Annotated in this window: 25 protein-coding genes and 1 pseudogene; 7 read left to right on the forward strand and 19 right to left on the reverse strand. The window is 34.0% G+C overall.

Features of this window, described 5'->3' with window-relative positions; all coding sequences use genetic code 11:
- Positions 1-271: 271 nt before the first annotated feature.
- From QMO11_RS19370 to QMO11_RS19395, 7 genes and pseudogenes are all read left to right on the forward strand, one after another.
- Entirely contained in the window at positions 272-514 is a 243-nt protein-coding gene (locus QMO11_RS19370) for a type II toxin-antitoxin system ParD family antitoxin (protein ID WP_282039382.1), read from the forward strand.
- A gap of 87 nt (positions 515-601) precedes the next feature.
- A pseudogene (locus tag QMO11_RS22005) lies at positions 602-814 on the forward strand (type II toxin-antitoxin system RelE/ParE family toxin); the annotation flags it as partial.
- Between the two features lie 915 nt (positions 815-1,729).
- Positions 1,730-2,881, forward strand: a complete 1,152-nt coding sequence (locus tag QMO11_RS19375) for a glycosyltransferase family 4 protein (protein ID WP_282039384.1) — start codon at positions 1,730-1,732, stop codon at positions 2,879-2,881.
- A 143-nt stretch (positions 2,882-3,024) separates the two neighbouring features.
- Entirely contained in the window at positions 3,025-3,276 is a 252-nt protein-coding gene (locus QMO11_RS19380; RefSeq protein ID WP_282039386.1) for a type II toxin-antitoxin system Phd/YefM family antitoxin, read from the forward strand.
- Complete coding sequence (locus QMO11_RS19385; protein WP_282039389.1) at positions 3,276-3,533, forward strand: Txe/YoeB family addiction module toxin; 258 nt, start codon at positions 3,276-3,278, stop codon at positions 3,531-3,533. Before QMO11_RS19380 ends, QMO11_RS19385 begins: the two co-directional genes overlap by 1 nt.
- Before the next feature lie 365 nt (positions 3,534-3,898).
- Positions 3,899-4,144, forward strand: coding sequence for a hypothetical protein (locus QMO11_RS19390; RefSeq protein ID WP_282039391.1), 246 nt, complete (start codon positions 3,899-3,901; stop codon positions 4,142-4,144).
- Positions 4,134-4,439: a type II toxin-antitoxin system RelE/ParE family toxin gene (locus tag QMO11_RS19395; RefSeq protein ID WP_282039393.1), complete on the forward strand. Its 306-nt coding sequence runs from the start codon at positions 4,134-4,136 to the stop codon at positions 4,437-4,439. Before QMO11_RS19390 ends, QMO11_RS19395 begins: the two co-directional genes overlap by 11 nt.
- A gap of 470 nt (positions 4,440-4,909) precedes the next feature.
- Here the strand turns inward: QMO11_RS19395 and QMO11_RS19400 are convergent, their stop codons facing one another.
- The 19 genes from QMO11_RS19400 to QMO11_RS19490 all read right to left on the reverse strand — a co-directional run bounded on the left by QMO11_RS19400 (position 4,910) and on the right by QMO11_RS19490 (position 26,869).
- Positions 4,910-5,935: a glycosyltransferase family 4 protein gene (locus tag QMO11_RS19400; protein ID WP_282039395.1), complete on the reverse strand. Its 1,026-nt coding sequence runs from the start codon at positions 5,933-5,935 to the stop codon at positions 4,910-4,912.
- Positions 5,936-6,050: 115 nt separating this feature from the next.
- Complete coding sequence (locus QMO11_RS19405; protein ID WP_282039397.1) at positions 6,051-7,328, reverse strand: ATP-binding protein; 1,278 nt, start codon at positions 7,326-7,328, stop codon at positions 6,051-6,053.
- A 359-nt stretch (positions 7,329-7,687) separates the two neighbouring features.
- Entirely contained in the window at positions 7,688-9,016 is a 1,329-nt protein-coding gene (locus QMO11_RS19410; protein ID WP_282039399.1) for an O-antigen ligase family protein, read from the reverse strand.
- A 195-nt stretch (positions 9,017-9,211) separates the two neighbouring features.
- A complete protein-coding gene (locus tag QMO11_RS19415) occupies positions 9,212-10,108 on the reverse strand; it encodes a hypothetical protein (protein WP_282039400.1) in 897 nt (298 codons plus the stop codon).
- A 3-nt stretch (positions 10,109-10,111) separates the two neighbouring features.
- Entirely contained in the window at positions 10,112-11,539 is a 1,428-nt protein-coding gene (locus QMO11_RS19420; RefSeq protein WP_282039402.1) for an MBOAT family O-acyltransferase, read from the reverse strand.
- A 112-nt stretch (positions 11,540-11,651) separates the two neighbouring features.
- Positions 11,652-12,764, reverse strand: coding sequence for a glycosyltransferase family 4 protein (locus tag QMO11_RS19425; protein ID WP_282039404.1), 1,113 nt, complete (start codon positions 12,762-12,764; stop codon positions 11,652-11,654).
- 4 nt (positions 12,765-12,768) lie between these two features.
- The gene (locus QMO11_RS19430; RefSeq protein WP_282039406.1) at positions 12,769-13,956 is read right to left on the reverse strand and encodes a glycosyltransferase family 4 protein; all 1,188 of its coding nucleotides are present in this window, start codon (positions 13,954-13,956) and stop codon (positions 12,769-12,771) included.
- Positions 13,953-15,140 carry a glycosyltransferase family protein gene (locus QMO11_RS19435; protein WP_282039408.1) on the reverse strand — a complete coding sequence of 396 codons (1,188 nt, stop codon included), beginning with the start codon at positions 15,138-15,140 and terminating at the stop codon, positions 13,953-13,955. The genes QMO11_RS19430 and QMO11_RS19435 overlap by 4 nt, the downstream gene beginning before the upstream one ends.
- 150 nt (positions 15,141-15,290) lie before the next feature.
- Positions 15,291-16,193 carry a glycosyltransferase family 2 protein gene (locus QMO11_RS19440; protein WP_282039410.1) on the reverse strand — a complete coding sequence of 301 codons (903 nt, stop codon included), beginning with the start codon at positions 16,191-16,193 and terminating at the stop codon, positions 15,291-15,293.
- Positions 16,194-16,220: 27 nt separating this feature from the next.
- The gene (locus QMO11_RS19445; RefSeq protein WP_282039412.1) at positions 16,221-16,763 is read right to left on the reverse strand and encodes an acyltransferase; all 543 of its coding nucleotides are present in this window, start codon (positions 16,761-16,763) and stop codon (positions 16,221-16,223) included.
- Between the two features lie 68 nt (positions 16,764-16,831).
- A complete protein-coding gene (locus QMO11_RS19450) occupies positions 16,832-17,422 on the reverse strand; it encodes a transposase (RefSeq protein ID WP_282039414.1) in 591 nt (196 codons plus the stop codon).
- Positions 17,423-17,492: 70 nt separating this feature from the next.
- Positions 17,493-18,572, reverse strand: coding sequence for a DegT/DnrJ/EryC1/StrS family aminotransferase (locus tag QMO11_RS19455; protein WP_282039416.1), 1,080 nt, complete (start codon positions 18,570-18,572; stop codon positions 17,493-17,495).
- Between the two features lie 258 nt (positions 18,573-18,830).
- Positions 18,831-19,988: a glycosyltransferase family 4 protein gene (locus QMO11_RS19460; RefSeq protein WP_282039417.1), complete on the reverse strand. Its 1,158-nt coding sequence runs from the start codon at positions 19,986-19,988 to the stop codon at positions 18,831-18,833.
- An 8-nt stretch (positions 19,989-19,996) separates the two neighbouring features.
- Complete coding sequence (locus QMO11_RS19465) at positions 19,997-20,824, reverse strand: polysaccharide pyruvyl transferase family protein (RefSeq protein ID WP_282039418.1); 828 nt, start codon at positions 20,822-20,824, stop codon at positions 19,997-19,999.
- 231 nt (positions 20,825-21,055) lie between these two features.
- A complete protein-coding gene (locus tag QMO11_RS19470) occupies positions 21,056-22,495 on the reverse strand; it encodes a lipopolysaccharide biosynthesis protein (protein ID WP_282039420.1) in 1,440 nt (479 codons plus the stop codon).
- Positions 22,496-23,495: 1,000 nt separating this feature from the next.
- Entirely contained in the window at positions 23,496-23,786 is a 291-nt protein-coding gene (locus tag QMO11_RS19475) for a DUF2442 domain-containing protein (protein WP_282039422.1), read from the reverse strand.
- Positions 23,787-23,934: 148 nt separating this feature from the next.
- Complete coding sequence (locus QMO11_RS19480) at positions 23,935-24,726, reverse strand: hypothetical protein (RefSeq protein ID WP_282039423.1); 792 nt, start codon at positions 24,724-24,726, stop codon at positions 23,935-23,937.
- A 210-nt stretch (positions 24,727-24,936) separates the two neighbouring features.
- Positions 24,937-25,296: a four helix bundle protein gene (locus QMO11_RS19485; protein WP_282039425.1), complete on the reverse strand. Its 360-nt coding sequence runs from the start codon at positions 25,294-25,296 to the stop codon at positions 24,937-24,939.
- 292 nt (positions 25,297-25,588) lie between these two features.
- The gene (locus QMO11_RS19490; protein ID WP_282039426.1) at positions 25,589-26,869 is read right to left on the reverse strand and encodes a nucleotide sugar dehydrogenase; all 1,281 of its coding nucleotides are present in this window, start codon (positions 26,867-26,869) and stop codon (positions 25,589-25,591) included.
- Positions 26,870-26,988: the final 119 nt, after the last annotated feature.

The following is a 26,988-nucleotide window of genomic DNA, read 5'->3' on the forward strand; positions in this document are numbered from 1 at the left end:
ATACGAGAGGTCGGCTACAACTGTGTAGATTGAATAACTAAGGTAAATTATTTTCACCCTGTCATCAATTCATTATGTCCATTTTTTTTGGGTGGTGGCTCGGAATGACGGGTGCTTTTGTGGTTTGAGAAGACAATAAGAATGCTTCTTGCTAAAGTAGAATAACTCCTTTCTACTGACTTTAGACTGATCACTACATTTCAATTATCTATAGAAAGAGTGCACTTGCATATGTTACCAACAGTTGGTAATTTTGAAGAAAAGAAGTGTTATGGGAAAAAATACATCGATATCATTAGGGAGTCACTTTGAAAGTTTTATACTTAGTGAGGTAGAATCTGGTAAATATAGTTCTGCAAGTGAAGTGGTACGTTCTGCTTTAAGGTTGTTAGAGTCAGAAGAGCTGAAAATAAAAGAACTAAGGACTGCCTTGATAGAGGGCGAAAGCAGTGGTATGGTTGAGGATTTTGACCCCAAAGCTCATTTAGCCAAATTACATAAGAAGCATTTGTAATGATGCATCCATATAGAATTAGTGAATTGGCAATAAGTGACCTTGAGAATATTTGGCTTTATACCTTAAAAAAAGTGGTATTTAGGGCAAGCTGATAGATATAACAATCTAATAATTAATGAGATCGAGTTTATTGCAGCGCACTTTAATTTAAGTAGAAATATTGATTATGTGCGTCCTGGTTATAGAATGTCGAGAATGAAATCTCATCTTATTTTTTATAGAATGGCTGATGATGATGTAGTAGAGATAGTCAGAATCTTGCATCAATGTATGGATATAGAAAATAGACTAAAATAATTTATTTAGTCAGATGTGTGAAGTTGACAGCCACTTGTGTTTTACAGCTTTTTTATAGTATCAAGTATCAAGACAAAAGTATTAAGATGTTTTACAGCTCGCCTTGAGATTCTTTCATTCCTACCAATGACAGAAAATTATATTTACCTGTTTAATAGTACTTTATGAAATTATCATTAACATCTATTAACAAGTGGCTTGATCCCTGTCATCAACTCATTATGGCTAATTTTTATTGGTTGGCGGCTCGGAATGACGAACAGCATTTAAGCTTATAAACGATCAATTACATTACACTACTTCCCCCTTGGTGAAGGGGGCTTATATAAAACTTATTCAAGATCAAGGTGAAAGATAGGGGGATTGATTTTTTTTAGTGTGAAGGCTGAGGGTAGCAGTGTTTTACAGCTCACCTTGAGATTCCTTCGTTCCTACCAATGACAGAAAATTATATTTACCTGTTTAATAGTGCTTTATGAAATTATCATTAACATCTATTAACAAGTGGCTTGATCCCTGTCATCAACTCATTATGGCTAATTTTTATTGGTTGGCGGCTCGGAATGACGAACAGCATTTAAGCTTATAAATGATCAATTACATTAAGCAACTTCCCCCTTGGCGAAGGGGGTTTATATAAAACTTATTCAAAATCAAGGTGAAAGATAGGGGGATTGATTTTTTTAGTGTGAAGCCTGAAGGCTGTAATGCTTTACATTTCTAAATAATCTCCTTTTACTGTGGGTGATTGGTTATTTCAACCTCAAACTTTTATCTTGATACTTGATACTTGATACTTGATACTTGATACTTGATACTTGATACTTGATACTTGATACTTGATACTTGATACTATTTTAAAAACTCTAACTTCTATAATTTACTATCTCTAGTCTAAAATAATATCTTTGCTGCATGACTACTAAGAAGAAAATCCTCATTTTTATTGATTGGTTTTTGCCCGGATACAAAGCGGGAGGGCCTGTTCGATCGATGGCTAATATGGTGGAGTACTTAAAGGATGAGTACGATTTTTATATTGTTACTCGTAATACAGATTATACAGAAACAACTCCTTACGCTGATGTGAAAAGTAATTGTTGGGAGCTATTTAGTGATAGTGTAAAAGTTTATTATGCAGATGCTAAGCATCAAAACAAAACTACATATCGGCACTTAGTAAGAGAAATAAATCCTGACAGTATTTATATTAATGGGATATATTCTCTTAAGTTTTCTATTACCCCTTTATTAGTTGCGCATAAATTAAATGCTAAAAAGGTAATAGTTGCTTCAAGAGGTATGTTGGCACAAAGTGCTATTGCTGTAAAAGGAGGGAAGAAACGTCTATTTTTGAGGTTGTGTAAACTAGCAGGTTTATATCGGAACGTTATTTTTCATGCTACTAATATTAAGGAAGAACAGGATATATACCGTTCAATTGGTACTAAAACAAAGGTATGTATCGCTGATAACTTACCTAAGAAGGAGTTACCAGTTCAGAAAAATATAGAGAAAGAAAAGGGAAGTCTTAAGCTGGTTAGCTTGGCCCGTATAGCGCCAGAGAAGAATACTTTATTTGCCATTGAAAGATTGGCAGAGTTACCTCAAGATATTGGTACGCTTAGTTTCGATTTATATGGTCAAATATATGATGCTGAATATTGGAAACAATGTGAGAAAGTAATTAGCCAATTACCATCAAATATAAAGGTGACTTATAAAGGAACCGTTGAAGCCTCATTAGTGGGTGAGACCATACAGCAATATCACGTGCTATATATGCCAACACGTGGGGAGAACTTTGGACATGTAATATTGGAGAGTTTAAGTACGGCTAGGCCTGTGCTAATCAGTGACCAAACTCCGTGGAGGAATTTAGAGCAGGAGAAGTGTGGTTATGACTTGGATTTAAATAATAAAAGTGCCTATACAAATGCCTTAAATTCTTTGCTCAATATGGAGCAAGATTCCTTTAATATTTGGTGCGATGGAGCAAGAAAAAGAGCAGTGCAATTTGTAGAGAATAAGGATTTAGTGGAGGGGTATAGGGAGTTGTTTTTTTAGGATGAGCAATATGAAGGGGACTTCTGCAGCAGCGATTGGAAGGTTGTTCCAATCGAATAATGTGATGTAAGCCTTAGGTTTGGAATTATGGTTAAATGTATCTATATTTGTACAACAATATGTACATATAAAAATAAGAAATCATGCTAACTACGACGTTATCGGACTTTAGGAAAGACATTAAGCACTACATGGATAGTGTTATAGAGAATGTTGAAACCTTGATTATTAATCGCGGTAAAGACAGTGGAATAGTTGTTATGTCGCTGGCAGAATATAATTCATTATGTGCAACTCAACATGAGATGTCATCAAAAACAAATAAAAAACGACTTGACTCAGCAATTGACAAGTTTAAAACTAAAGATTCCTATGAAAGAGAATTACTTGACTGATGAAGTATATTTTTGTAGATGAATCATGGGAAGACTATTTGTACTGGCAGAAAACAAATAAGAAATATGTACATAAAATAAATGAGTTGCTAAAATCTATTTCTCGAGAACCCTATACTGGTATTGGGAAACCAGAGCCCTTAAGACATAATTACCAAGGGTTTTGGTATAGAAGAATTGATGGAGAACATAGACTCATTTATCAAGTGAAAGAAGATGAAATACATATTGCAAAATGTAGATTTCATTATGATTAGGTTTATTAATGATACCTATTATAATTTTGGAGGTTGAATGATATAACTTATTACTTATTTTTTAAATATATCTATCCTGTTTATTAGCGTTCTGCCCAGTAAACTAGATAGGTATAAAAAATAAAAAAAGCTATATTTATAGGTAGATATTTATGCCTATGACCAATTATACCCAAAAACTACTACCCGGCAATTATTATCATATTTATAATAGGGGGATTCACCCTGACAAATATTTTTAAATCTGGCTAGGCTGAGTTTTGGAGGTTTGGCTTTTATTGAAAACGTTGTGCCTAATGCAAAAATAATCAAGGTTATTTCCTATCTAATGCAATTATATTTATCTTTATAAAAAGTATATAATTATGAACGCAGCAGAGATTAAAATAGACTTATTTCGGAAACTAGACTCTCTTAAAGGAAATAACCTAGAAGAAGCTTACGGAATGCTAATAAATTATATCAATGGTAAAAGTGAGATTGATGATTGGCAAAATTTAACATCAGAACAGCAAGCCGCAATAAGACTTGGTATAGACCAATTAAATAATGGCGAAGGAAGAAGTCATAATGATGTAATGACGAGTATTCGAAATCAATATGGTAAATAGTAGAAAGGTCATTTGGTCAACTGCAGCTGAAGAAGATTTAATATCTATACTTGATTATTTGCAGAATAAATGGAGCCAACGCGTGATTACTAAATTTATCAATAAGATTGATGATAATGTTCGTTTGATTCTTGAAGACCCAAAAATATTTCCAATAATTAATCTAGAATTGCATATCAGGAAAAGTGTTGTAACAAAACAAAATACTTTATACTACCGAGAGGTTTTTGAAGGTATTGAAATCGCTAGACTTTTTGATTCTCGTCAAGACCCCAGGAAATTAAAGTTCCAATAAAACACTAGGCAAACTTCGTGTAAAAAATAATACTGTAAACGTGCTAGTTTTGGCAGAAAGTTTAACTTGAAACATGGCTATTAGCTTCCTTCGAACTAATTAAATTTGCATTAATTAGTTCGAAGGATACAAATTTACAACGTGAGGCTGTTATTAAAATATTTGGGGATAAGGAGAACCTTAAGTATTGCCAAGATAATTATAGTTTCTCGGATGGCGACGATTTTATTGAGTAGTAAAAAAAATACTTTAGACCTGTCAGGTTTATTGCATAGCGCTAATAAACCTGACAGGTCTAAAGAGCTTTATATATAGCACCATATTGCCTAGCTATTTCTTTAATATCAAATCGTTTTACGTTTTCTAGTCCTTTTTGGATGAGTTGCTCTCGGAAAGTATCATCATTGATGATTTTTTGGATGCCAAAGTACTCGTAGAACGATTATTCAAGAGTATAATTACAAGATGCATCACTTCACTTCATTGAGTTGTGCACTCCACATGGCATGGTTAATATTTGTTGAGATACTGCCACTGTTTTTGGCCATTTGGGTAAGCGTATCTTTGGGTAATGTACTTATTTTATGCATGGCTTTGCATAAATCGGATACCGAATTATCGTTTATAGTATAGCCATTATAGCCATTTTGTAATAAATGACGTGCTGCTCCTACCGAGGCGCTACATATCATAGGCATGGCTGCTGCTGCTGCTTCCTGAACCACAACGCCCCAGGCCTCGTATCGGCTTGGTAACACAAAAACACCGCCTTTGTGTAATTCGGCAGGTAGGTCTTGTGGTTGTATAAAAGGGTAATGCACTACGCCTTCTATTTGCTTTAACTCATCAATGTAGTCGCCATTGCCAATTACATGCAGCTCCCAATCGCTATTGTGTTGCGCTTTTAATTTTTTAAATGCTTCCATTAAAAGATCTACACCTTTGTGGTGTACTAATCGTCCAATAAAAACGAAACGCTTGTTGTATGCAATAGTAGGGTTATTAAATTTATCCAAGTCGGCACAGTATAAGTTATTTAATATGTGCTGTGGTTTAAATTTTAACTGACGGGCAAATTCATATTGCAGCATACCTGCCACCCATATATGCGAAAAGTATTTTTTTACCTTCCAAGGCGCCAATAATGCACCTATGCGTTGTCTTAAATTACCCTTCCACTGGTTATCGAGACCTGTAATAGTTGGGATGCCCTTACTTTTGTAGCTTTTGGCAATAGCGAGATATTTTTTGTTTACCCAACCTGATATATAAATCATATCTGGGTTAAATTCTTTTATTTTTACTTGTAATGCAGCCAGCTCAAAATCACTTTGGTTATTTATCTCTATACCTTCTTCGGAGTTTAGCTGAAAAGGTGCATTAGGGTTGGGTGTTTGTCTAAAAACAAGGTATTTATTACCATTGATTTTATAATCGTATCGCATGCATGCCACCCAATAATCGGTTAAGCTTGTGTATAGTACTAATATGTTCATTTTATTTGTTTATGATTGTTTGGGTTAATAGGTAGTTAGATTATTAGGTCATTAGATGTTTAGGTTGTTAGGGGATTAGGTCATTAGGTGTTTAGGGTTTTAGATTTATAGGTTGTTAGAGGATTTGCCAAGTGCCACCTTTTTTAGCTCCTTTGCGCATAATCATATTGTTTTCTTTTAATTTGGCCAATTGTTTTTCTACTCCTCTTGTTGAAATATTTAATAGATTGGCTAACTCTTTGGTTGTTATGGAAGGATTTGCTTTAATGAAATGTAATATTTTATCCGAACTTTTATCCGAACTTTTATCCGAACTTTTATCCGAACTTTTATCCGAACTTTTATCCTTTAAAAGTGATGGCTTTAACTTTATTACAAAAGCTCCGGATTGCTCACTGTAATGCGGCGTTTGGTTGTTATTATCAATACATGCTCTATTGATTCGAGCAAAACCAGTACCCCAATTCTCAATTTCACCTGCTACATGAAATATATTAAGGATATTTCGATTACGCGGTATTGATCGACTATTTTTGTGTAGTGTGTTTATATTTAACTCTTTGGGTAATAATCCAGGACTCCAAATCTCTAGGCTATCATCATAAATACGCACTTGAATATTGCCACTGTCGCTATAGTCGCGATGCACCAAGGCATTTATTATTGCTTCACGAAGAGCAACTAGAGGATACTCCCATATTTCCTTACGTACTGCCTTTTCACTAATCTCGTAGCGAAACTTAATATTCTTTTTTATAAATGAAATAAGCTGATCGGTTATACTTAACAAGCCCCCATTAAAACTAATGTTATCAATAAATACTACAGGCTCATTGCCTTTAAATCGAGCTGCTTTAACAATAGCTTGAGGATAACGTTCGTTTTTAAGGCTGAGGCAAAGGTAGTCCGCTATGGTTACAGCAGAGCTTTCGGTATTTATATTAAATTTTTCCTTCCATGCAGAATCAATAGCGAAGTTCTTCGTTATCTGACTATCAAAGTCAATGTTTGCATACCTAAGCATAAACTCTCTTAGTTTTGCGTTAGATAGTTTAATATTGCTTTTACCAACTCTTATCCAAGCTTTTTCAAAAGTGAATACAGGCTTATAATCCGAAGGCTTAATTTCAATTTCTACTACTTCGCCCAAGGCAAAGGTTTTAATATTTATTGATGGGTATAAAATAGGATCGGTATTGTTCTTAAGTTTATTTACAAAGTCCTCGATACTAGTTTTACCAACCTGCATGTTAGCAGGGGAACCATCGTCATTAATACCTACAATAACTTTACCTCCTTTATTATTGGCAAATGCGCCCAATGAAATGATTATTTCTTTCCATTCTCCAAAGGATGCTTTTAACTCTAGTTTCTCTGATTCGTTATTATACATGGTACGAAGGTAGGGATTTTTAGATAAAAGGGGATTAGGTTCCTAGGTCATTAGGTAGTTAGGTCAATAGGTTGTTAGGAGTTTAGAGCACATTAGGTTCTTAGGTCATTAGGTAGTTAGGGAATTAGATCAATAGGAGTTTAGGTCGTTAGATTATTAGATCATTGGCTTGTTAGTCTAATATCCTATTGACCTAACGATCTCTTCATCTATTGACCTACAAACTTAATGATCTACAGACCTAATGACCTATTAAGCTCTTAACCTCACCTATTGATCTACTAAGCTCCTTGACCTACTGACCTAATAAGCTACCCACCCAATGACCTATCGATCTAGATATCTACCGGCCTAATGATCTAATCACCTCCTGACCTATCTACCTCTTGCCCCATTGCTCCCTCCATCGGCTGAGCCTGCACCGCCCAATACAAAAAGAACATAGGCGTAAAAGCGTTCATAGAAGCAGCCATCCACGATTCTGTTATGGCAGAAAATGCCGTCATTAGAATAAAGGCAAATGCCAAGTCTTTTAGCTGAGCAGCTTTAAACATTTCTTTAACGAAATAAGCATATGTAGCAACACCTACTATTCCCACATTTAGTAATAAGCTTAAGTATGAGTTCCATATACCCGACCAGGCACGTTCAGCATTAGGGCCAATAACAACTCTTCTATATTCGGCTATATAATGGTTATCGTACATCATACCATTGCCTAACCACGGCGAACGTTTTACCTCTTCCCAAGCCACTTCCCATACTTGGGTACGGCCACTACCATCCAATAGACTATCCACACGTAAATATTCACCTAAGTCGAGGTAATAAATAAGGGCAATAATATCGTTTACTGAAATGCTATAATATAGTAAGGAAAAAATAGCTAGACTAACAAATAACATACCCTTGTTCTTACTAAACTTCATTGCGGTTTCGTAAATTAATATGGATAATAGGGTATTTCTAGAGCCTGTTAATATGGCAATAAATAAAATACCTAATTTAATGGCTATAAATAGTTTTGGATGTATTTCTATTTCCTTACGGCGCCTAAATAAATCAGTAAAGGGGTAGCATAGTGTGGCCAATATACCTAAACCATTAGGGTTGGCCATTAAACCACTAAAACGACCTGCTACATATATTTTTAATGATGCAATAGGTACAAAGTATAAGAGAATATTTACTAAAAAATAAAGGGCAATAAAAAAGAGTATAATGTAGGATATTTGAGTAGCTGTTTTGTTAAAACTCACACTTGCAGCCTTAAATACAACCAAGGCCATAAGCCAGTAGGCTACAGCTCTTAAGACAGCTAACGTTCCAAGTGGCGAATACAATAAAGTAATACCAACTGCAATAATAGTGAAGGGTAATATCTTATTACCCAAGTTTTGGTCAAATATATTATAATGGCTAAAGTAGACTAAACTGAGCCCCAATGACACAAATCTAAGGTTATTGGCAAATCCCAAACGCCCACTGAAGTTATCTCCTAAAAAAAATACGCACAAGAATAGTACCAACAATAGTTCGTCTTTATACTGGCTTTGCTGTGTTGCTATATAAAATAGTAAAACGATACAGGCACCAGCAATACCGGCAAAAACACCACCCACTATCATTACAAATAGCGCAGTCCATATATTATTGTATTGCTTGAATAAATTTATTATCTCGGTCAAATTATGAAGGCTTTTATATTTAGGTGGATAAAGGTAGTATATAGATTTTAGGGTGCAAAAAGGTAATTGGGTTATGAGGTAAATAGATTGAAAGATTAATAGTTTGGACCGTTTTTTAACACCAATAGAGTTATGCTTTCTAGCAAGTAACAAGGTAATTGGGATGCATAAAGAAAGAGTAACTATAGAGGATAGCTATTGTAATAGACCGCATAAAGTATCCTTTAAGGCTTCACTAAACAAAATTGCACCATCGTAATTGAGGTGCGTGGTATTTAAAAATTTACTATCACCTAATTCGAAGTTCGAATAATCGAGCAATGTACTGTTTGCATGTTTAGTAAGTTCATTTACATCGTTATAGAATTCTTTTTTGTTTTCGAAAGACTGAATAGCACTTATATGATAAGGAGCTATAACAAAAATGAAGTGCCTATGAGGGTTATCTTTTATTGTAGCATTCAGTGTATTAAATTGATATACATTGCGATTATATTTGGTCTTACTATTTAGTCTTTTGTTTATTAGTTTGGCGAATTCAGCTTTACTTAATTTATTTGTTTCTAAACTAGCTCCATTATCAATAATCTTTGTTAACTGCATCCTTTCGTTAAGATAGTACCTTATATAATGTTCGTAATTTCCATAATATTTGATACTGGGGATACTAAAGTAAAACTTATATTTATCACCTAATAATTCTTTTACGACAGCTTGTGTAGCACAAGGAATATAATTATTTATATCACCTGTGCCATTGCCCCATATATTATAATCAAGGTTAAAAATAATGGGTGTTGTTTTATCTTTGTGTAGTTCCGCATTAAGTAGTTTTAAATGTACATTCATAGAAGTTCCATCTATACCATAGTTATGATATTGAGAACCTAATATTGATGGTATATACGAACTGTTCGCTCTTGAAGAACCTATTATTGCTATTTCGTGCTTTTTATTTTTATTTAGAATTGTGTTTACCTTAGCAGCCCCTGAAATACTACTATTTAGTACTAAAAATTTCTCAAATATAGTGCCTATTATAAAAACTAGAAACAAGGTAATTATAAATGGTAAAACTATTTTTTTATACATCATTTAGAATTGAAAATAGATAAAGGCAACTTCGTTATTTTTGCCTAAGAAGATGATTAATAATAATAAGGCAATAGTTAATATATTTTGATAACGCACATTTGATAGTGCAATCTTTATGGGTGGATACTTCAAATCTAATATAAAGAGTATGCCTATGACAAGAAGAGATAGAGCAAGATTCAGAGGACCCAAATACGCACACAATTGTGGTATGTTTAGTATAAGGCTAGGAGAGAACACTCTTTGTAAAATATCTGTTGCTACACACAAATTAGGGGCTCTAAAGAATACCCAAGTTAAGCATACCATTAAAAATATGGGTATAATTGCTAGCTTAGAATATAATCTGTTTTGTTTTATTTTTTTAGATAAATTGGTTTCTGTTATACTATTTTCTAATACTAGCATAAAACCATGAGTGGCTCCCCATATTATGAATGTCCAATTGGCACCATGCCATAAACCACTAACTAAAAATGTGATGAATAGATTTGTTTTGTGCCGAATAGTACTTACTCGGTTACCTCCCAATGGAATATATAAGTAGTCCTTAAACCAAGTAGATAGCGAAATGTGCCAACGCTTCCAGAAACTAGTAAAAGAGTTGGCAAAATACGGAGAGTGAAAATTTAGCATTAAATCAAAGCCAAACAAACGAGCTACACCAATGGCTATATCTGAATAACCGGAAAAGTCGCAGTATATTTGAATAGCAAAGAAGAATATACCAATAATAATAGTTAGCCATAATGTATCGGTATACGATGTAAATACATGATCCACATAGGGAGCTAATCGATCTGCCACTACCACTTTTTTAAATATCCCAATTAATATGAAGTTAAGACTAGTCTGTAATAGCTTTGGAGAAATATGTCTTTCTATTCTGAACTGTGGTAATAAGTGAACTGCCCGTTCTATGGGGCCTGCTACCAATTGTGGAAAAAAACTAACGTAAGAAGCGAATGCAATAAAATCTATAGTAGGTTCTAACTTTTTACGGTAAATATCGATGGAATAACTTAATGTTTGAAAGGTATAAAAGCTGATACCCACTGGTAATATGATGTTTAATGAATCTACGTTTAGCGGACTACCAAAAAATGTAAAAGCCTCTACTAAGTTATCAGCAAAAAAGTTATAGTATTTAAAAAAGCCCAAGAAACCCAAATTAACCAACAAGCTTACTTGTAACCATGCACGGCGATGTTTGTGTTTTTCGCTTTTATGAATTTGCAATCCTGCTACATAATCAACAAGGGTACTAAAGGCAATCAGTGATAAAAAGCGCCAATCCCACCATCCGTAAAAGAGGTAGCTAGCTAGTAAAATAAGGGTGTTTTGTGCCTTTATATTCGACTTAAGCAACCAGTATAAGGTAAATACAATAGGTAGGAAAATCGTAAATTCTATGGAATTAAAAAGCATGGTTTATTTTAAGGGTTATAATACTGTGTGAAGTTGATCTAGTACAACTATAGGATTGGGAATATGAAATTGAATACTAATAAGTATTTACATATAAATGTATACTTGTTATTTATAAAATGCGTTTTTTTTTATAATTATTGTATATCCTTACATGCTTATTAGCAAACTTATCGTGGTTAAAGCGCTCTGTAGCTGATTTTATTGCATTTAATGACATCTTATGGAATAATTTATTATCCTTGATTAATATCTTAATTTTATCAACAAACTCTTTTGGGTTTTCTGGATTTACAGTATAACCTGTTTTATTATTTAAAACCACTTCGTTTAAACCACCAATATTACTTGCTATAACGGGCACTCCTTTTATTGCTGCTTCTGCTGCAGTTAAGCCGAAACCTTCCCAACGAGATGGCATAATAAGTATACTAGCCTTTGAGTAAAATTTTGCAACGTTTTTTTGCATGCCTAACAGGGAAAAATGTTTTTCAAGCCCCTTGGAAGCAATCATGTTTTCAAATTTATGGCGGTCATCGCCATCACCAATAATTGTAATTTTTAGAGTTGGAAAATCTATGGCCAATAGTTCGGCTATTTCAACAAGGGTATCTAAACCTTTCTTAATTAAACTCAATCTACCCACAAATAAAATACTCTCAGCAGAGGCGTTTTTATCGTTAGTATTAGAATCTTGCTTAATTGAGATACTATTATATATTGTTGATACTTTATTGTGATTTAATTTACAGTGCTTAATGAGTCCATCTTTTACCGAATTACTAATGGCAATACTATGCAGTGCTTTATTCTTTACAAAATACTTTTCGGTGCTCAGGTTAATTCTAGATTTTATATCATTAGAATACCACCAAGGAGAATTATCATGTTGTGTATCTACTATTGGTGTGTTTTTTACATTTAGTAAAAAAAGTTTGGCCAATAGAAGGTGTGAATGTATAATATCGCCTTTCAGCGTTTTAATTAGTTGTGCTAAGCGATAAAAGCTATAAATACATTTAAATACATTGTGCTTTAAAGAAACCTGATTAATTAAGGTATATACACTTATTTCTTTAGGTATTTCTATTTGCTGTTTGGTAGTGTTTAGAATACTAATAATGCTAACCTTATGGCCTTGCGTAAGCAAGGACTTGGAAAGGTTTAGCATTATTAGTTGTGCGCCACCAAGCTCTAAATTGCTTATAATCTGAATTATGTGCATGACCTTATTGTGAAAGTATGGAATTATACACGTTTATTAGTTTTTTCATATGGACTTCAGGAGAAAACTGTTCTAAGGCATATTGTCTTGCGTTAATACACATTTTAGCATATAACTTTTGGTCAACTATAAGTTCAGTAATTTTTTCACTAAACATGTCGGAATCTTTAACATGAACCAAATATCCTGTTATTCCTTCTTTTAGCCATGTGCTTACACCGCCAACATTAAATCCAACTACAGGTTTGCCATGCATCATGGCCTCAATACCAGATATGCCAAATGCTTCAGGGTAAATTGATGGAAACAAAAGTAAATAGGAATTAGCAAGGTGTTCATTAATTTGGTCTCTACTTTGCCAGCCATGAAATACAAAGTATTGTTTTAAATGATCAGGCACTAAACTCTTAAAATAATGAGCATCATGACCATCACCCACAATATCAATAATTATTTTATGGCCTTTGTCAAGCAATGATATCGCACTATTTATAAGATAGTGTACGCCTTTTGTTCTAGACAGTCGCCCTATATATAATAGGCGCTTATCCTCGGTATGTACAACATTTGTTATTTGTCGTGTATTTTCAGTAAAATAAGGATTTAACATTACCTTATTTTTATGAATACCTGCCTTAATTGCCTCGCCTTTCATAAAGTCTGACATGGCAATAATACATTTATATTTTTTACTAGCCTTATTTACTTCGTAGTAGGTGTTTTTGATAGCAGGTATTAATCGCTTTGGATGGCGGTTACAACAGCCTTCCTTATAAGAATGATATATACAATGTAAGCCAAACTTACGTGTACATATTTCTTCTGATTTGCGCAAGAGTTTACCATGCCCAGGGCAAACTATCCGCGGTTCGTGCATACTACGTACAACAGGAGCCAATTTAAAACAAGCATCTATTAGTTGCGGGTTGCTAATACTATGTATGTGTATGATATCTATGGAATATTTTGCAATAAATTGTTTTAGGTATGCAACAGTATCATTAAAGGATAATACCTCAAGGGTTACTGATGTTTGGCCATATTCTGAAATGGAATAGCTTTTATTATTTTTATGAATACCAAGCCAATGTGATTGTATGTTATATTGAGGCATATATTTCAAAAGTTGCTCAATATATACCTCGACACCACCTGATATGGTGATCTTATCGTTTAGATGTAGAATGTTCATAGAAGGGAATTGCTAATTACTTGTTTTTTATTCGCAAATATATTTTCCCAAGTATAATTAGTTTTTACAGTATCGTTAATAGCTTTCGCATACTGTTGCATTAGGGTTTTATTGTCCATTAATAGTTCAATTTTATTGGCCATATAGGTTGCACTTCCATTAAAAAAACAAAGTTCTTTATCGAAGCTTGTTTTTAGTACATCCACATTCGGTGCAACAATGGCACAGTTTGCCAATGCGTAATCGAATAACTTCATACACGATTGGTATTCAGGACTACCTGCAATTATGCCAATGTGAAACTTTTCTATTACCTTTTTTAGTTCTGTGCGCTTTATAAAACCGTGGTGAGTTACAGGTACATTATTGGCTAAAAGCTCCGCATGCAAGTTATCTAACTTGCTTCCAACAAGGTGTAAATGGTATTTACTGGGGTTTAAAAGGAGTAGGGCAGCTTTAAGTATATCGGGTCTGTGGTGTTGCATTAAGCTACCTACAAATACTAGGTGTATTTTACCATCGTTTAATTTTGAGGGTATAGTATCACTTATTAAATCCTTTTCAATACCATTTTCGCTATTAGTCCAATTATTGGCTTTTAATTGCCAATAATTACCATAACTCCCAATAAAGAATGTGTGTGTGCTGTATTTATATTGTAGTTTCTCAATATATCGGGCTATATGTGTGAACAAGGAGTTGTAATACTTTTTTTTACTTTGAAACTGCAAACCATTTGCCTCGTAAAAATGGGGTATGCCAAGGGCTTTAGCTGCCACTAAACCAGCAATATTTAAATACGAAGTGCGCTCGTAAATAAATTGTGCTTGTTTTTTTCTTAGCGCTTTTATTAATGGTATTATGGCATAAATGCCTTTACATAGGGCAAGTAGGTCTTTTACACTTCCTTTTAACCAATGGCTTTTTTTTGTAACATAGGTACTCTGTTTATTAGTAGTGCATTTTTGTGCTTTTATAGCAGCTATATCCAAGGTGTTTGTTCCTAAATAGGGTACTAGGTTATATGCTGTACCAAGGTGTTTTAAACCCATTTTTATGTGCTGAAAAGCACCTGATGTGGGATTTAAGCAGGCTGGTTCTTGTATGAGGTAGATGCCTTTATTTTTAGTTGGATTCAATTTGTCAGTTTCTTTATTTTTAGGGTAAAACTTATCGTCACACATTACGATACTTGTCTATGCAGATGCACTAATGACTATGCCTTTGCAATTATGTCTTCGGTAATTTTGTTTTTGCACTCTTGCCTAAGAACATTGGTAGGGAAGGTTGCTTTATTTTTTTCGAAAAGAATACGTTGTCTAAATTAATTACTATTATGATTTCAAATACTTTTTTGTAAATGAGTTGAATAAAAATAAAGTGAATGACGTTCTTTTTGTAAAAATATTATCATATATCATATTTATGATATATGATATAGGTTTTTTACGTAAAAACTCTAGTTTAGCCTTATTAATTTTAAGATTTATTAGTTCGGTTGAATTGTTTGGTTTAACCATATTGATGAAATCAATATATCTTTCAGTTGAAGTTTTTAATTTATCCTTTACAGGAATACTACTCCAAACCCCATAGCCGCTATCTCTATAAACAGCTGTAATGTTATCTAATCTTTTTAGAGGCCCTAAGGTAGAGCAAATATAACTAATAAGTCTATCTCCTGATGGACATTGATTATGTTTCCTTAAGAATGAGGGTATAATCTTATTATTTCGTAAGAGTATTGTTTGCGTCCAAGGTATAAATCCCTTAAGTATATCATCCTTTGTATACGTATCTATTGTACCAATGCTGTTTGACAATATCCCAGAAGGATTGAGAATGTGTCTATTAGTGAATACTAGGCTATATTCTTCATTCTCTTCCAAAAAATCAACTTGCATTTGCAGTTTATTTTCATCTATCCAATAATCATCGCCTTCGCAAAGGGCAATGTATTTGCCTTTGCAGACTTTAAGTGTTTTTATAAAATTAGGCATCATACCTAAGTTGATTTCTTCTTTTGGTAATAATTCTATTACATCGGGGTGTTTAGCAGCATATTTTTCGCAAATAGCCCTGGTATTATCGGTACTATGATCTTCCCCTATTATTAGTTTAAAGGGGAAGTTTGCTTTTTGCATTAACACTCCTTCAATGGCTTCGCCAATATAGGCTTCGTGGTTATAGGTAATCATACATACCGATACCATAGGTGTATTTGTAGTGTTGTTCATATTATTCTTTATTACACCTGACAGGTTTTAATAACCTGTCAGGTGTTTTAACAAGTCTTTTTTTCTTGTTTTTATAAATTTACAAGGTGTTCCACCATGTATTTCCCATTCGGGTATATTGCTTTTTACTAGACTCAAGGCTCCAGTAACGGCCCCCTGATGTAAAGTAACATTGGGTAATATAACTGTATTTGCACCTGCTTGCGCAAATTGTTGTAAGGTAATAGTTCCGCCTTGTACATTAGTATACTGGGTAGGTACCATTGGACTAATCATGTATTCACCAGAGAAATCGTCGCTAGCACTAAAAATAGTACAACGTGGCGATAGGCCTGTATAGTCTTCCATTATAATACCCATTTTACCATATAGTGCAGAGTAAGCAGAAATATGGATGTAGTTACCTAATGTAATATTACCCGAGAGTATGCAAAAGTCATCGATACGCACATGGTTACCTATGCTAATTGTTTCAGGGCTGTATATGGAAGCTTTATCGGAGATGAGAACATTTTCCCCATAGCATTTAAAGCCAATTTGCGACAATTGTTTTTCTGTTAAAAAGGGCATAAGTAATTATTATTTATACACCTGACAGGTTTTTAAAACCTGTCAGGTGTCGTGTATTGTATCCTGTATTATATTCCTAAATAATTATTTATTTCTTCAATATCAATTGAATTATTATGGCAATATTCAAAGTTATTTATATCGTTAAAACAGCTTATTACCTTGTTTCGTTTTAATTTAGTTTCCTTTTCTGATACACATGTTTGATAGCTGCTCCATCCATATTCGATGGGATGATTGGTAAAGCCGTGGTGTACAGGATTATTATGGATGTATAAAATGAGCTGCCTTAAATAATCTTCTGAATCAATTAACTTGCGCCTAAACGGACGTTCAAATAGTGCTCCATGTCTGTTATGATATTTATTAAAAGCTTTGGTATAAGCGTTAAATAAGTTTGAAAAATATTGGTGTGGCGGTTTTGTTAGTTTCTCTTCTACACCCGACAGGTTTCGAAAACCTGTCGGGTGTTTAATGCGCACCAAAAGATGAAAGTGGTTTGGCATTAACACCCAAGCGTAAGTATCCGCAATATTATTAATATATTTTTCGTATAGTTTCAGAAAATAGGTGTAGTTATTTTCATCCTCAAAAAGATTACAACTGTTTATACCTCTGTTGTATATGTGATAGTAATAATTTGCTTGAAGATTGTCCATAGTTGTTAGTTGGTTTTTATTTCTTACACCTTACAGGTTTTTAAAACCTGTAAGGTGTAAGAATAAAAAATTAGTACTTCAAGGTTCTTATAATTAACCTACAAATCATATCAATTTCAGCTTGTGATAGTCTGTAATACAAAGGTAGGCACAATACCCTAGGTGCTATGTTATCACAAACTGGGGTGCTTTGTTTATCCACGTAATCCAATTCAGTTAAAGAAGGGTAGAAGTAACGGCGGGCAAATATTTCGTTTGCACTTAGTTTATTGAATACTTTTATACAATCGTCCTCGTTTTGGAATACAATAGGGTAGTAGCTGTAGTTATAATCTGTATCGTTTGGTATGCTAGGCCTAGTTATGCCCTTATCGAGTAGCCAAGAATCGTATAATAAGCTATCGGCTTTTCTCTTTTCGATAATTGTATTGATATGTGGTAAGTTAGCCAATCCCATGGCAGCATGGAATTCGGAGTTTTTACCATTAATACCCACACCATTAAACTTATCGGTACCATCGTGGCCAAAGTTTCGCATGTAAGCCAAGCGTTTTAAAAGTTCAGGGCTCTTGGTGATTACTGCTCCACCTTCAATAGTATGGAATAATTTGGTAGAATGGGTACTTAGTGTGCAGATATCGCCATAGGCTAACAAGGATTTTCCTTTGTAATTAACCCCAAAGGCATGTGCAGCATCGTATATTACTTTTAGTTGGTGTTTTTGTGCAATGGCTTCAATTTCCTCAATATGGCAAGGTATACCATAAACATGGGTAGCCAATATTGCTGTGGTTTTATCTGTAATTAAAGCTTCAATTTTATAAGGGTCAATGGTTAGTCTGTGGGCATCAATATCGGCATATATGGGTGTGCAATTTTCCCAAACAATGGAACTACTGGTTGCCACATAGGAGAAGGGTGTGGTGATTATTTCCCCTGTAAGGTTTAATGCCTTAATGGCTATTTGTAGCGCCACAGTTCCGTTTGTGGTAAATAATAAATGCTCTAAGCCCAAATGTTGTTTTAGCTTTAGCTCCAAGTCGTTTACCAATGGCCCATTGTTGGTGAGCCAATTGCGTTGCCACACTTGTTCTATTAGTGCATCGTATTCGTGCTTGGGTGGTAAAAAGGGCTTTGTAACGGGTATCATATGCGTTTATATATTTAATATATTCGTAGTATTTATTAGTATTTTTACTTTATAAGTATCATAGCAGAATAATATTAGCTTTCTTTGAGAATACAATAATTTCATGTTTTGACAAATAGTTAAATAAAAGAGACTGAAAGAATATGAAACATTACATGGGTTGTTTAGCATCCAAAGAGCTTTTTATATCCTTACCCCTATTTAGTTTATAACAATATTTTTCATCGTTATATGTTAAGTATAAATTGTAAATCACTTCTAGTGTGTTTTTTTAAAAATTTTAGTTGTACTGTAGGTATTCTCTAATTGTGATATTATTACTTCTTCAGAATAATTCTGCTTACAATCTTTTCGTAATTCCTCAGGATTGAAGTCATCAATATTGTTTATAACATCTATCATCGCTTTACAAAAAGAAGTAGCATTATTTTCCTTTACTAATACTCCATTATTGATATTAACTATATCTCTTGGTCCACCTGAATCCAGAACAACAATAGGTATACCCATTGCCAAAGCTTCGATTAGTACTACACCAAAAGTTTCGTATAAGCTAGTGTGTATGAATAAGCTCGCTTTTTTTAGCTCTTTTAATAATTGAACTCTATTTAAAGAACCCAATAGTACAACATTATCATTAAGGCCCAATTCTTTTATTTTAATTTTAATACTTTCGATTTCAGGTCCGTCTCCTGCGATCTTTAATATTGCAGCAGGATTGCTTCTAAGTAGTAATTTAAATGAGTTTAATTGTAAGGTATGATTTTTGCGTTTTATTAAAAATCCAGTTGAAAATATTATAAGTTTTTTTTTTGAATGTAATTTTTCATTAAGAAAAATCTTATTAACCATATTATAAAGGACTTCAAATAAATCTTCTGCTAGTTGTAATTTCGCAACAATTTGCTTTTTGTAGTAGTTTGATACAACAAAGCATTTTAATGCGTTAACATATACAGTCTTTGCATAGTTTAAATCAACTTTATGAGTAATGCCATCATCAACAGTGAGTTGTGTGAAGTGCTCAGTTATTACATAATTTATCTTTACTTCCTGTTTAATTTTTAAAGCTACTATACCTGCAAATCTAAATGTATGGGCGTGTACAATATCTATTTGGGATAATATACCCAAATGTTGAAGCGTTTTATAGGCATTTTTTGCTAAGTGCTTATAGTTAAACTTTCTTGAACGTGGTATCAAAGCCTTGATACTTTGGCTTATTGTACGTATACCATTATCGTTATAATCGGTTAAAACTTCTTTTTCTTTTGATGTATATGGTATAAAACTTGGGCAATATATGGTAACTGTATTTCCAATTCTAGCTAAGGCTCGTGCTTGTTCTTCAAAAAAAGTACCTGAAATAGGGTTTTCTTTGGTTTTGTACCAGGAAACTATGAGGAGGATATGCATTTATGGGATTATTTTATGTTTTCTATTAGATAGTTTAAATATTTCTCACTATCAAACTGAATTGGCTCGTAAGTAGAAGTAATCTTATCCACTGATTTGAAGAAGTTATGTATGCTTAAATCTTTAGCATTAAGTAAAGGACGTTTAATATTGACAGAACTAAAGTAGTCATGAAATTTAAATCCATTACCTTCTACATTATCAGAAAATTCGCACCATACATTAGGTGTGTTATAGGCATCGGAAACAATTATTCCATGCAAAGAACTAGAAACAATTATGTCGCATTCATGAATGTCATTTATGAACTTCTTGTAATTTTTACCGCATAAAATGTCAATTATTTTTATATCACTAACCATAGATAGTTCCTTTATTAAAGGCAGATTAGCATCTTTAAAGTGTGGTATTATACCTATTTTATATTTAGAAATTCGCGGAGTAGAGTAGAATAAAGGAAGTAATAGAGCGGGATCACCATAAACTTCAGGGCACTCTATTTTATTTTTCAGTAAGATATTTCGAGAAAGTTTTCCTCTTACAGATATGACTTTTTTCGGTTTATAATTTAATATTTCATCTTCCTTAATAATTCCAGCTCCTAGTATAATGCTTTTATTGTTCCCTCTTTCAATAATGCTACCAATGAAAATATAGTTTGAAAAGTATCGTTTTAAAAAAGGATTGCTTTCTGCATTCCATCCAAAACATAATTTAAATAGAGGTATGTTTAAGGCATCACCAAAGTTAGGGCCTGTAACATAGCCAACAACGGGTTTGTGTTTGTGAAATATATACTTAATAAGGGGGGCTAAGTATTTTCTTGTTATATTCATGTGATAATATGATTTGTTTGCTTTTTGAAATGTAACTATTTTAATTTCATAACTATATTCAACGTGATAGTGCTAAAGCCATTTTTGACATAGATGTTATTAATTATTGATTTCAACATATACTCTATCAATATAGTCTAGTAATATTGGACTCTATTGTTTATGAAAATTTATTCTATAAGTCACAGAGATGGGTGAAGTACAATTAAATATTGTGAATTTTTATAACATTCATAATTTCATAGTTTTTCTTGCTTTTTCAATTATTAAGAATAAACCCTCAGTTTTTAATAGGTAATTAATACCTATAAAAGATAGGGTGTAAACTATTATATTAGCCACTATGTTTAAATAGTTATTGGTAAAGACTAATATATTGCTTAGTGAGAATATTAAACAGAAACTCGTAGATGCGGTTATTAGTAGCGGTTTAAGAAAAATATGGATGGATATTTTTAATTCTTTTACGGCATAATAATAGTTAATTATCATACCAATATATAGGCAAAGCACAAATACATATAAGTATTCTTTTAGACTATAATAAAAAAGAAAGGGGAATGCGCATAATAAGATTATTTTTTTTAGTATATCCACTCTTAAATAGTCTTTGGAATTTCCACGGCTACTTAAAATGTTTGAAAGTAAACTGTTTATAGGACTAATAAAGCCTCTGCCTACAATAAGGATTTTGAAAAAAATAACAGATGGTAACCATTTTTCAGTAAAAAGTATAACAATAATATCTTTAGCAGTTAGAAAGAATATACCCGAAATAGCAAAGGTTGTGAATACCAACATGTGATGTATATTCTTTACTGTTTTAATATATTCTTTATCATTGTTTTGTAATAGTGAAAGCATTGGGAATAACACAGAAATTAAGCTTCCTGAGGTATAATTTGTGATCATATTATTTAAACCCTTAGCACGTTGAAAGAATCCTAATTGGTTAGGAGAGTAGGCTTTACCGATTATTAAAACATCTATTTGTAAAAACAAAGTATGAATTACTGTAGATAAAAACATTCTAAACCCAAAGGACCAAAGTTGCTTAAGTGCTTTAAATGAGAAGGTAAAGTTGGGTTTCCATTTGGCTACTATCCATATTAGTATAAGGTAAATGCTATTGGCCGTGAGGGTTTGTGCAACAAGCGCCCATACACCATAACCGCTGTAGGCTAAATATATACCCAATATTCCACTTGCCACCGCACCTATAATGCGGAATTGCACAAAGTACTTAAATATAAGTTGTTTTTTGAGATAAGTGTTTTGTATGGTGGCTAGTCCGTTAATAATAAAGGACAAGGACATTACCCTGGTTATATTGAGTAACTCGGGACGCTCGTAAAAGCGTGCTACAAATGGTGCTGCTAGGTAAAGACTAATGCTTAGGGTAGCAGCAATGCAGGTGTTAAACCAAAATACACTGTTGTAATGTACGGCATGCAGTCGCTTACGTTGTATTAAGCTGCCGCCTAGTCCCATATCGGCAAATACAGCCGACATACCTATAATAACGTTTATCATCGCCATTAAGCCGTATTCTTCTGGCTCCAATAGGCGTGCTAAAAATATAGAAACTATAAAACCGACTCCTTGGTTACCTATGCGACCAATAAAGTCCCATATAAAGGCAGTGGTGGTTTTCTTTTTTAAATTCTCCAAGTGTTGTTATTTGTGTTTGGTTAAGAGATGTTAGATTGGTTTATAGTGATTCGTTTGTAGTAACTTGATGAACACGGAGGCGCTGAAATTGTTTGTTTTTGATTATTATTTGGTAGTAATTACATTAAGGATTGAATTCCAATCCCCCTATAATTTACCTTGATCTAGGATAAGTTTTATATAAGCCCCCTTCGCCAAGGGGGAATCGTTTAAAATAGACCATTTATAAGCTTAAATGCTGTTCGTCATTCCGAGCCGCCAACCAATAAAAATTAGCCATAATGAGTTGATGACAGGGATCAAGCCACTTGTTAATAGATGTTAATGATAATTTCATAAAGCACTATTAAACAGGTAAATATAATTTTCTGTCATTGGTAGGAACGAAGGAATCTCAAGGCGAGCTGTAAAACACTGCTGCCTTCATTCTTCACACTTCTGGCTAAATAAAATCAATCCCCCTATTTTTACCTTGATCTAGGATAAGTTTTATATAAGCCCCCTTCACCAAGGGGGAATTGTTTACAATTGATTATTTATAAGCTTAAATGCTGTTCGTCATTCCAAGCCGCCAACCAATAAAAATTAGCCATAATGAGTTGATGACAGGGATCAAGCCACTTGTTAATAGATGTTAATGATAATTTCATAAAGCACTATTAAACAGGTAAATATAATTTTCTGTCATTGGTAGGAACGAAGGAATCTCAAGGCGAGCTGTAAATTGCTGCTGCCTTCATTCTTCTGGCTAAAAAAACCAATCCCCCTATTTTTACCTTGATCTTGAATAAGTTTTATATAAACCCCCTTCGCCAAGGGGGAATCGTTTAAGATTGATGCTTTAGTAGCTTAAATGCTGTAAAGCTCATTAATAATTATTAGTCGTCTTTAGACTGCTTCCTTCGTCGCAGTGACGCAATATCGTGGTATAGATGTATAATTATAAACTATTTGAAAACACTACTGCCATCAGTCTTCATATACTGGCTATTTTGCTTACTCACGATATTATTTCTCCATTATATAAATCGGAAATTGGGAATATTAAATCGTAATCGTTCCAGTTTAGATTACCATCTAAGATTGAAAACTGAGCAAAGTTACTCTCATCTAAATATTTTTTCATAGATGGGTGCAGTGCCTTGATTAGAAAAGGTTTGAAATCAACAACTCTTCTTGTGCCATCGTTAAAACTTATTCGAATAACATAGTCTGCTAAATACTTTGCTGAATTAATCCTTAATTCGCTAAATTGACTTTGGGGCTTACTATATTCAACACTTATTCTCATCTTAGTTATTAGCTTCTAGTTATTAGGGCTTAGGTATGTTTTATAGTTTGCCTAGTGGCTAAAGCGAAGTGTCCTAGTACCTAATAGCTACTCCCTAACCCCTAAAGCGCAGCGTCCTAACCCCTAAAGCTCTCACAGTAACCATTAATTACACCAATTCAGGCGCATATTTCTCAATGCAGTAGTTTAGCTTGTGTAAGTCTAACAGCATACTTTTTTGTTTGAATACCTCTTCTGCCTCGGGATATACTTCCATGCTTGTAAATAGGAAGGTATCTGTTGAAAGTAGGTCCTCCTTTGAGGCTACAAATTCAAAGAGGGCGGCGTGTGCTATGTATAACTCTAGTGGATGCATATGTTGGCGTCCGTTCATTAGCTTGCTCATGCTGCCTTGCTCTAATGTTGCTTCGTTAAGCAATACCGCTTCTTTATCTTGAATAATCAGATATTGGTCTTGCAGTAGCGCTAATAATATGTTCTGTGGATATACCGAACACGCCTCTTTAACCTTCTTGAGTATTTTATTAGGCTCTTTACCCTGAAGTTCCATAGCTACAATATTCATCAAAGTGTAGAATGGTATTTCGGGGTGTTGATCCGCTAACTTATTTAGATTGAATGACTTTAAGTCTTCGCCAAACTCCAGGGCATCAATAATTTCATCTATACGATCTAGATGTGTCTTATCTGATGTACCACTTAATTCAATGGGTATTATACCAGAGTTATCCATTTCAATATCCCAGAAATCAAAGAACTGTGTGCGTGCCACTTCAATATCTTGACTTTCATAATCATTTAAGAATAGTCGATTACTGAGCTCCAATAAGTCTTGCTTGCTTTCTTCAGAGGGCTCTTCAATTAGCGCCAGTTGTTTTAGTGCTTCAATATCGGCATGGCGTTCCTTTAAAGGTTCTGTATATTGGTATTCTTCTGTCATTTTTTTTTGTTGAAATAGTTGTTAGGATTTAGCTATTAGTTTTTAGGTGTTGGTTTTTAGCTCTTGTTGGTGAGCTCTTAGTTATTAGCTTTTAGTTGCTAGGCTTTGCAGCTTGGTTAGTTAGTTCCTAGGTTTTACAGTTCGCCTAGTAGCTACAGCGTAACGCCCTAGCACCTAATCCCTACCACCTAAAGCGCAGCGTCCTAATATCTAATATTTAATTGAATTGATTAATCCGTTTAGCATCTTTCCAATTTCGTTTGCTTCTTGTTCAAAGGTTTCTAATTCAGAGTTTGTTATCCACTTGCGCATTGCAAATAAGTGGAGTAGCGTAATGGTTTCGTACAATGAACCTCTTGCATAGAATAAGAATTGACGAAATTCTTTAGGGTGGAAACGTCCCTTGCCTTCTGCAATATTTTGCGGTACAGAGGCCGAGGCAGCTTCAATTTGTTCAATTAACCTATAATGTTTCGCGCTAGTATCTAAAGTTTCAGTTCTCGCTATTACCTTATCTGCAAATTGTAAGGACTTTTGCCAAACAAGTAGGTCTTTAAAAGAGGAGTTCATTTTACTTCGTAGTTTTTAGCTCTTAGTATTCAGCTCTTAGGTGTTAGTTATTAGGGTCTACGGCTTGGTTAGTTGGTTTTTAGCTCTTAGTTGCTAGTTGTTAGGCTTTGCAGCTTTGTTAGTCGGTTTTTAGCTCTTAGTTGTTAGGCTTTGCAGCTTGCATGAGTTGTCGGATTTTACAGTTCACCTAGTAACTATAGAACTAAGTCTCAATTGCTAACCCCTAAAGCGCAGCGTCCTAGCACCTAACCACTACCACCTAAAGCGCAGCGTCCTAACCCCTAATCCCTAACTAAAGACGGCCATCAATAACTGCTTTATCCCATATGGCTTTTACATCGTATACTACTGTGATGTTTGATGCTTTTAGGCTTTCTATATCCAGTTTTTTGAATTCGTCGTGCGCTACTGTGAGTACGATGGCATCGTATTTCTGATTTTTATAGGTGTCAATTAAGTTGATACCATATTCTTTTTGTACTTCTTCTTTACCTGCCCAAGGGTCGTAAACATCCACTTGGCAACCATACTCCTTAAGTTCATCAATGAGATCGATTGCTTTAGTGTTGCGTATATCCGGACAGTTTTCTTTAAAGGTAATCCCTAGATTTAGTATACGGCTATCTTTTATTGTGGCTCCTTTTTTAATCATCAGTTTAATGATTTCAGAAGCTACCCAATTGCCCATGCCATCATTAAGTTTACGTGCCGACATAATCATGTCAGGCGTATAACCCATCTCTTGTGCTTTTTGAGCTAAGTAATAGGGGTCAACACCTATACAGTGTCCTCCCACTAAACCCGGTTGGAATTTAAGGAAATTCCATTTTGTGCCTGCCGCTTCTAATACCTCTTGTGTATCAATCCCTAATCGGTTAAATATTTGCGATAGCTCATTTACAAAGGCTATGTTCACATCGCGTTGGCTATTTTCAATTACTTTAGCAGCCTCAGCCACACGTATACTGGGTGCTTTATGTGTACCTGCGGTAATAATTGTATTGTATAATGCGTCTACTTTATCTGCAACTTCGGGTGTAGAGCCTGAGGTAATTTTTAATATTTTGGTTAGGGTGCGTACTTTATCACCTGGGTTGATACGTTCAGGGGAATATCCTGCAAAGAAATCTTCGTTAAACTTTAGTCCTGAGTACTTCTCAATAACAGGGATACATTCGTCTTCAGTTACTCCAGGGTATACTGTTGATTCGTATATAACAATGGCACCCTTAGTAATTACCTTTGCAATAGTCTCACTAGCTTTAATGAGCGGCGTTAATATGGGGCGGTGGTTTTTATCGGTGGGTGTAGGAACAGTTACTATATATATATTGTATCCTTTCAGATCATCAATATTGCAAGTAAATGACAAGCCACTATTCTCGTTTTTGGTATTTAAAACCGATTTCAGGTCTTTGTCTTCTACCTCTAGGGTATGATCGTGTCCTTTTTGTAATTCGTTTACACGTTCTTGATTAATATCGAAGCCAATGGTCTGATTCTTTTTTCCAAATTCAACAGCCAAAGGAAGACCTACATAACCAAGGCCAATTATTGCAATTTTATTATTCATGTATTTGATTTTAGTAGTTAGGTCTTAGTTCTTGTTTTGCAGCTTGGTATTTAGTTGTTGCTTTTAGCTATTAGGCTCTAGAGTTTGATGTTTTAGATATGCGCTAAGAGCTAGCAGTT

The sequence above is a fragment of the Saccharicrinis aurantiacus genome, assembly GCF_947489045.1.
Classification (GTDB): domain Bacteria; phylum Bacteroidota; class Bacteroidia; order Bacteroidales; family Marinilabiliaceae; genus Saccharicrinis; species Saccharicrinis aurantiacus.

Bases quoted from the DNA above. Each gene is read 5' to 3' on its own strand.
- QMO11_RS19435 (WP_282039408.1), bottom strand. From the start codon at position 15,140: ATGTGTGACGATAAGTTTTACCCTAAAAATAAAGAAACTGACAAATTG.
- QMO11_RS19375 (WP_282039384.1), top strand. From the start codon at position 1,730: ATGACTACTAAGAAGAAAATCCTCATTTTTATTGATTGGTTTTTGCCC.
- QMO11_RS19425 (WP_282039404.1), bottom strand. From the start codon at position 12,764: ATGCACATAATTCAGATTATAAGCAATTTAGAGCTTGGTGGCGCACAA.
- QMO11_RS19460 (WP_282039417.1), bottom strand. From the start codon at position 19,988: ATGCATATCCTCCTCATAGTTTCCTGGTACAAAACCAAAGAAAACCCT.
- QMO11_RS19395 (WP_282039393.1), top strand. From the start codon at position 4,134: ATGGTAAATAGTAGAAAGGTCATTTGGTCAACTGCAGCTGAAGAAGAT.
- QMO11_RS19390 (WP_282039391.1), top strand. From the start codon at position 3,899: ATGAACGCAGCAGAGATTAAAATAGACTTATTTCGGAAACTAGACTCT.
- QMO11_RS19420 (WP_282039402.1), bottom strand. From the start codon at position 11,539: ATGCTTTTTAATTCCATAGAATTTACGATTTTCCTACCTATTGTATTT.
- QMO11_RS19485 (WP_282039425.1), bottom strand. From the start codon at position 25,296: ATGAACTCCTCTTTTAAAGACCTACTTGTTTGGCAAAAGTCCTTACAA.
- QMO11_RS19455 (WP_282039416.1), bottom strand. From the start codon at position 18,572: ATGATACCCGTTACAAAGCCCTTTTTACCACCCAAGCACGAATACGAT.
- QMO11_RS19490 (WP_282039426.1), bottom strand. From the start codon at position 26,869: ATGAATAATAAAATTGCAATAATTGGCCTTGGTTATGTAGGTCTTCCT.
- QMO11_RS19450 (WP_282039414.1), bottom strand. From the start codon at position 17,422: ATGGACAATCTTCAAGCAAATTATTACTATCACATATACAACAGAGGT.
- QMO11_RS19400 (WP_282039395.1), bottom strand. From the start codon at position 5,935: ATGAACATATTAGTACTATACACAAGCTTAACCGATTATTGGGTGGCA.
- QMO11_RS19440 (WP_282039410.1), bottom strand. From the start codon at position 16,193: ATGAACAACACTACAAATACACCTATGGTATCGGTATGTATGATTACC.
- QMO11_RS19370 (WP_282039382.1), top strand. From the start codon at position 272: ATGGGAAAAAATACATCGATATCATTAGGGAGTCACTTTGAAAGTTTT.
- QMO11_RS19385 (WP_282039389.1), top strand. From the start codon at position 3,276: ATGAAGTATATTTTTGTAGATGAATCATGGGAAGACTATTTGTACTGG.
- QMO11_RS19480 (WP_282039423.1), bottom strand. From the start codon at position 24,726: ATGACAGAAGAATACCAATATACAGAACCTTTAAAGGAACGCCATGCC.
- QMO11_RS19445 (WP_282039412.1), bottom strand. From the start codon at position 16,763: ATGCCCTTTTTAACAGAAAAACAATTGTCGCAAATTGGCTTTAAATGC.
- QMO11_RS19475 (WP_282039422.1), bottom strand. From the start codon at position 23,786: ATGAGAATAAGTGTTGAATATAGTAAGCCCCAAAGTCAATTTAGCGAA.
- QMO11_RS19465 (WP_282039418.1), bottom strand. From the start codon at position 20,824: ATGAATATAACAAGAAAATACTTAGCCCCCCTTATTAAGTATATATTT.
- QMO11_RS19415 (WP_282039400.1), bottom strand. From the start codon at position 10,108: ATGTATAAAAAAATAGTTTTACCATTTATAATTACCTTGTTTCTAGTT.
- QMO11_RS19380 (WP_282039386.1), top strand. From the start codon at position 3,025: ATGCTAACTACGACGTTATCGGACTTTAGGAAAGACATTAAGCACTAC.
- QMO11_RS19430 (WP_282039406.1), bottom strand. From the start codon at position 13,956: ATGAACATTCTACATCTAAACGATAAGATCACCATATCAGGTGGTGTC.
- QMO11_RS19405 (WP_282039397.1), bottom strand. From the start codon at position 7,328: ATGTATAATAACGAATCAGAGAAACTAGAGTTAAAAGCATCCTTTGGA.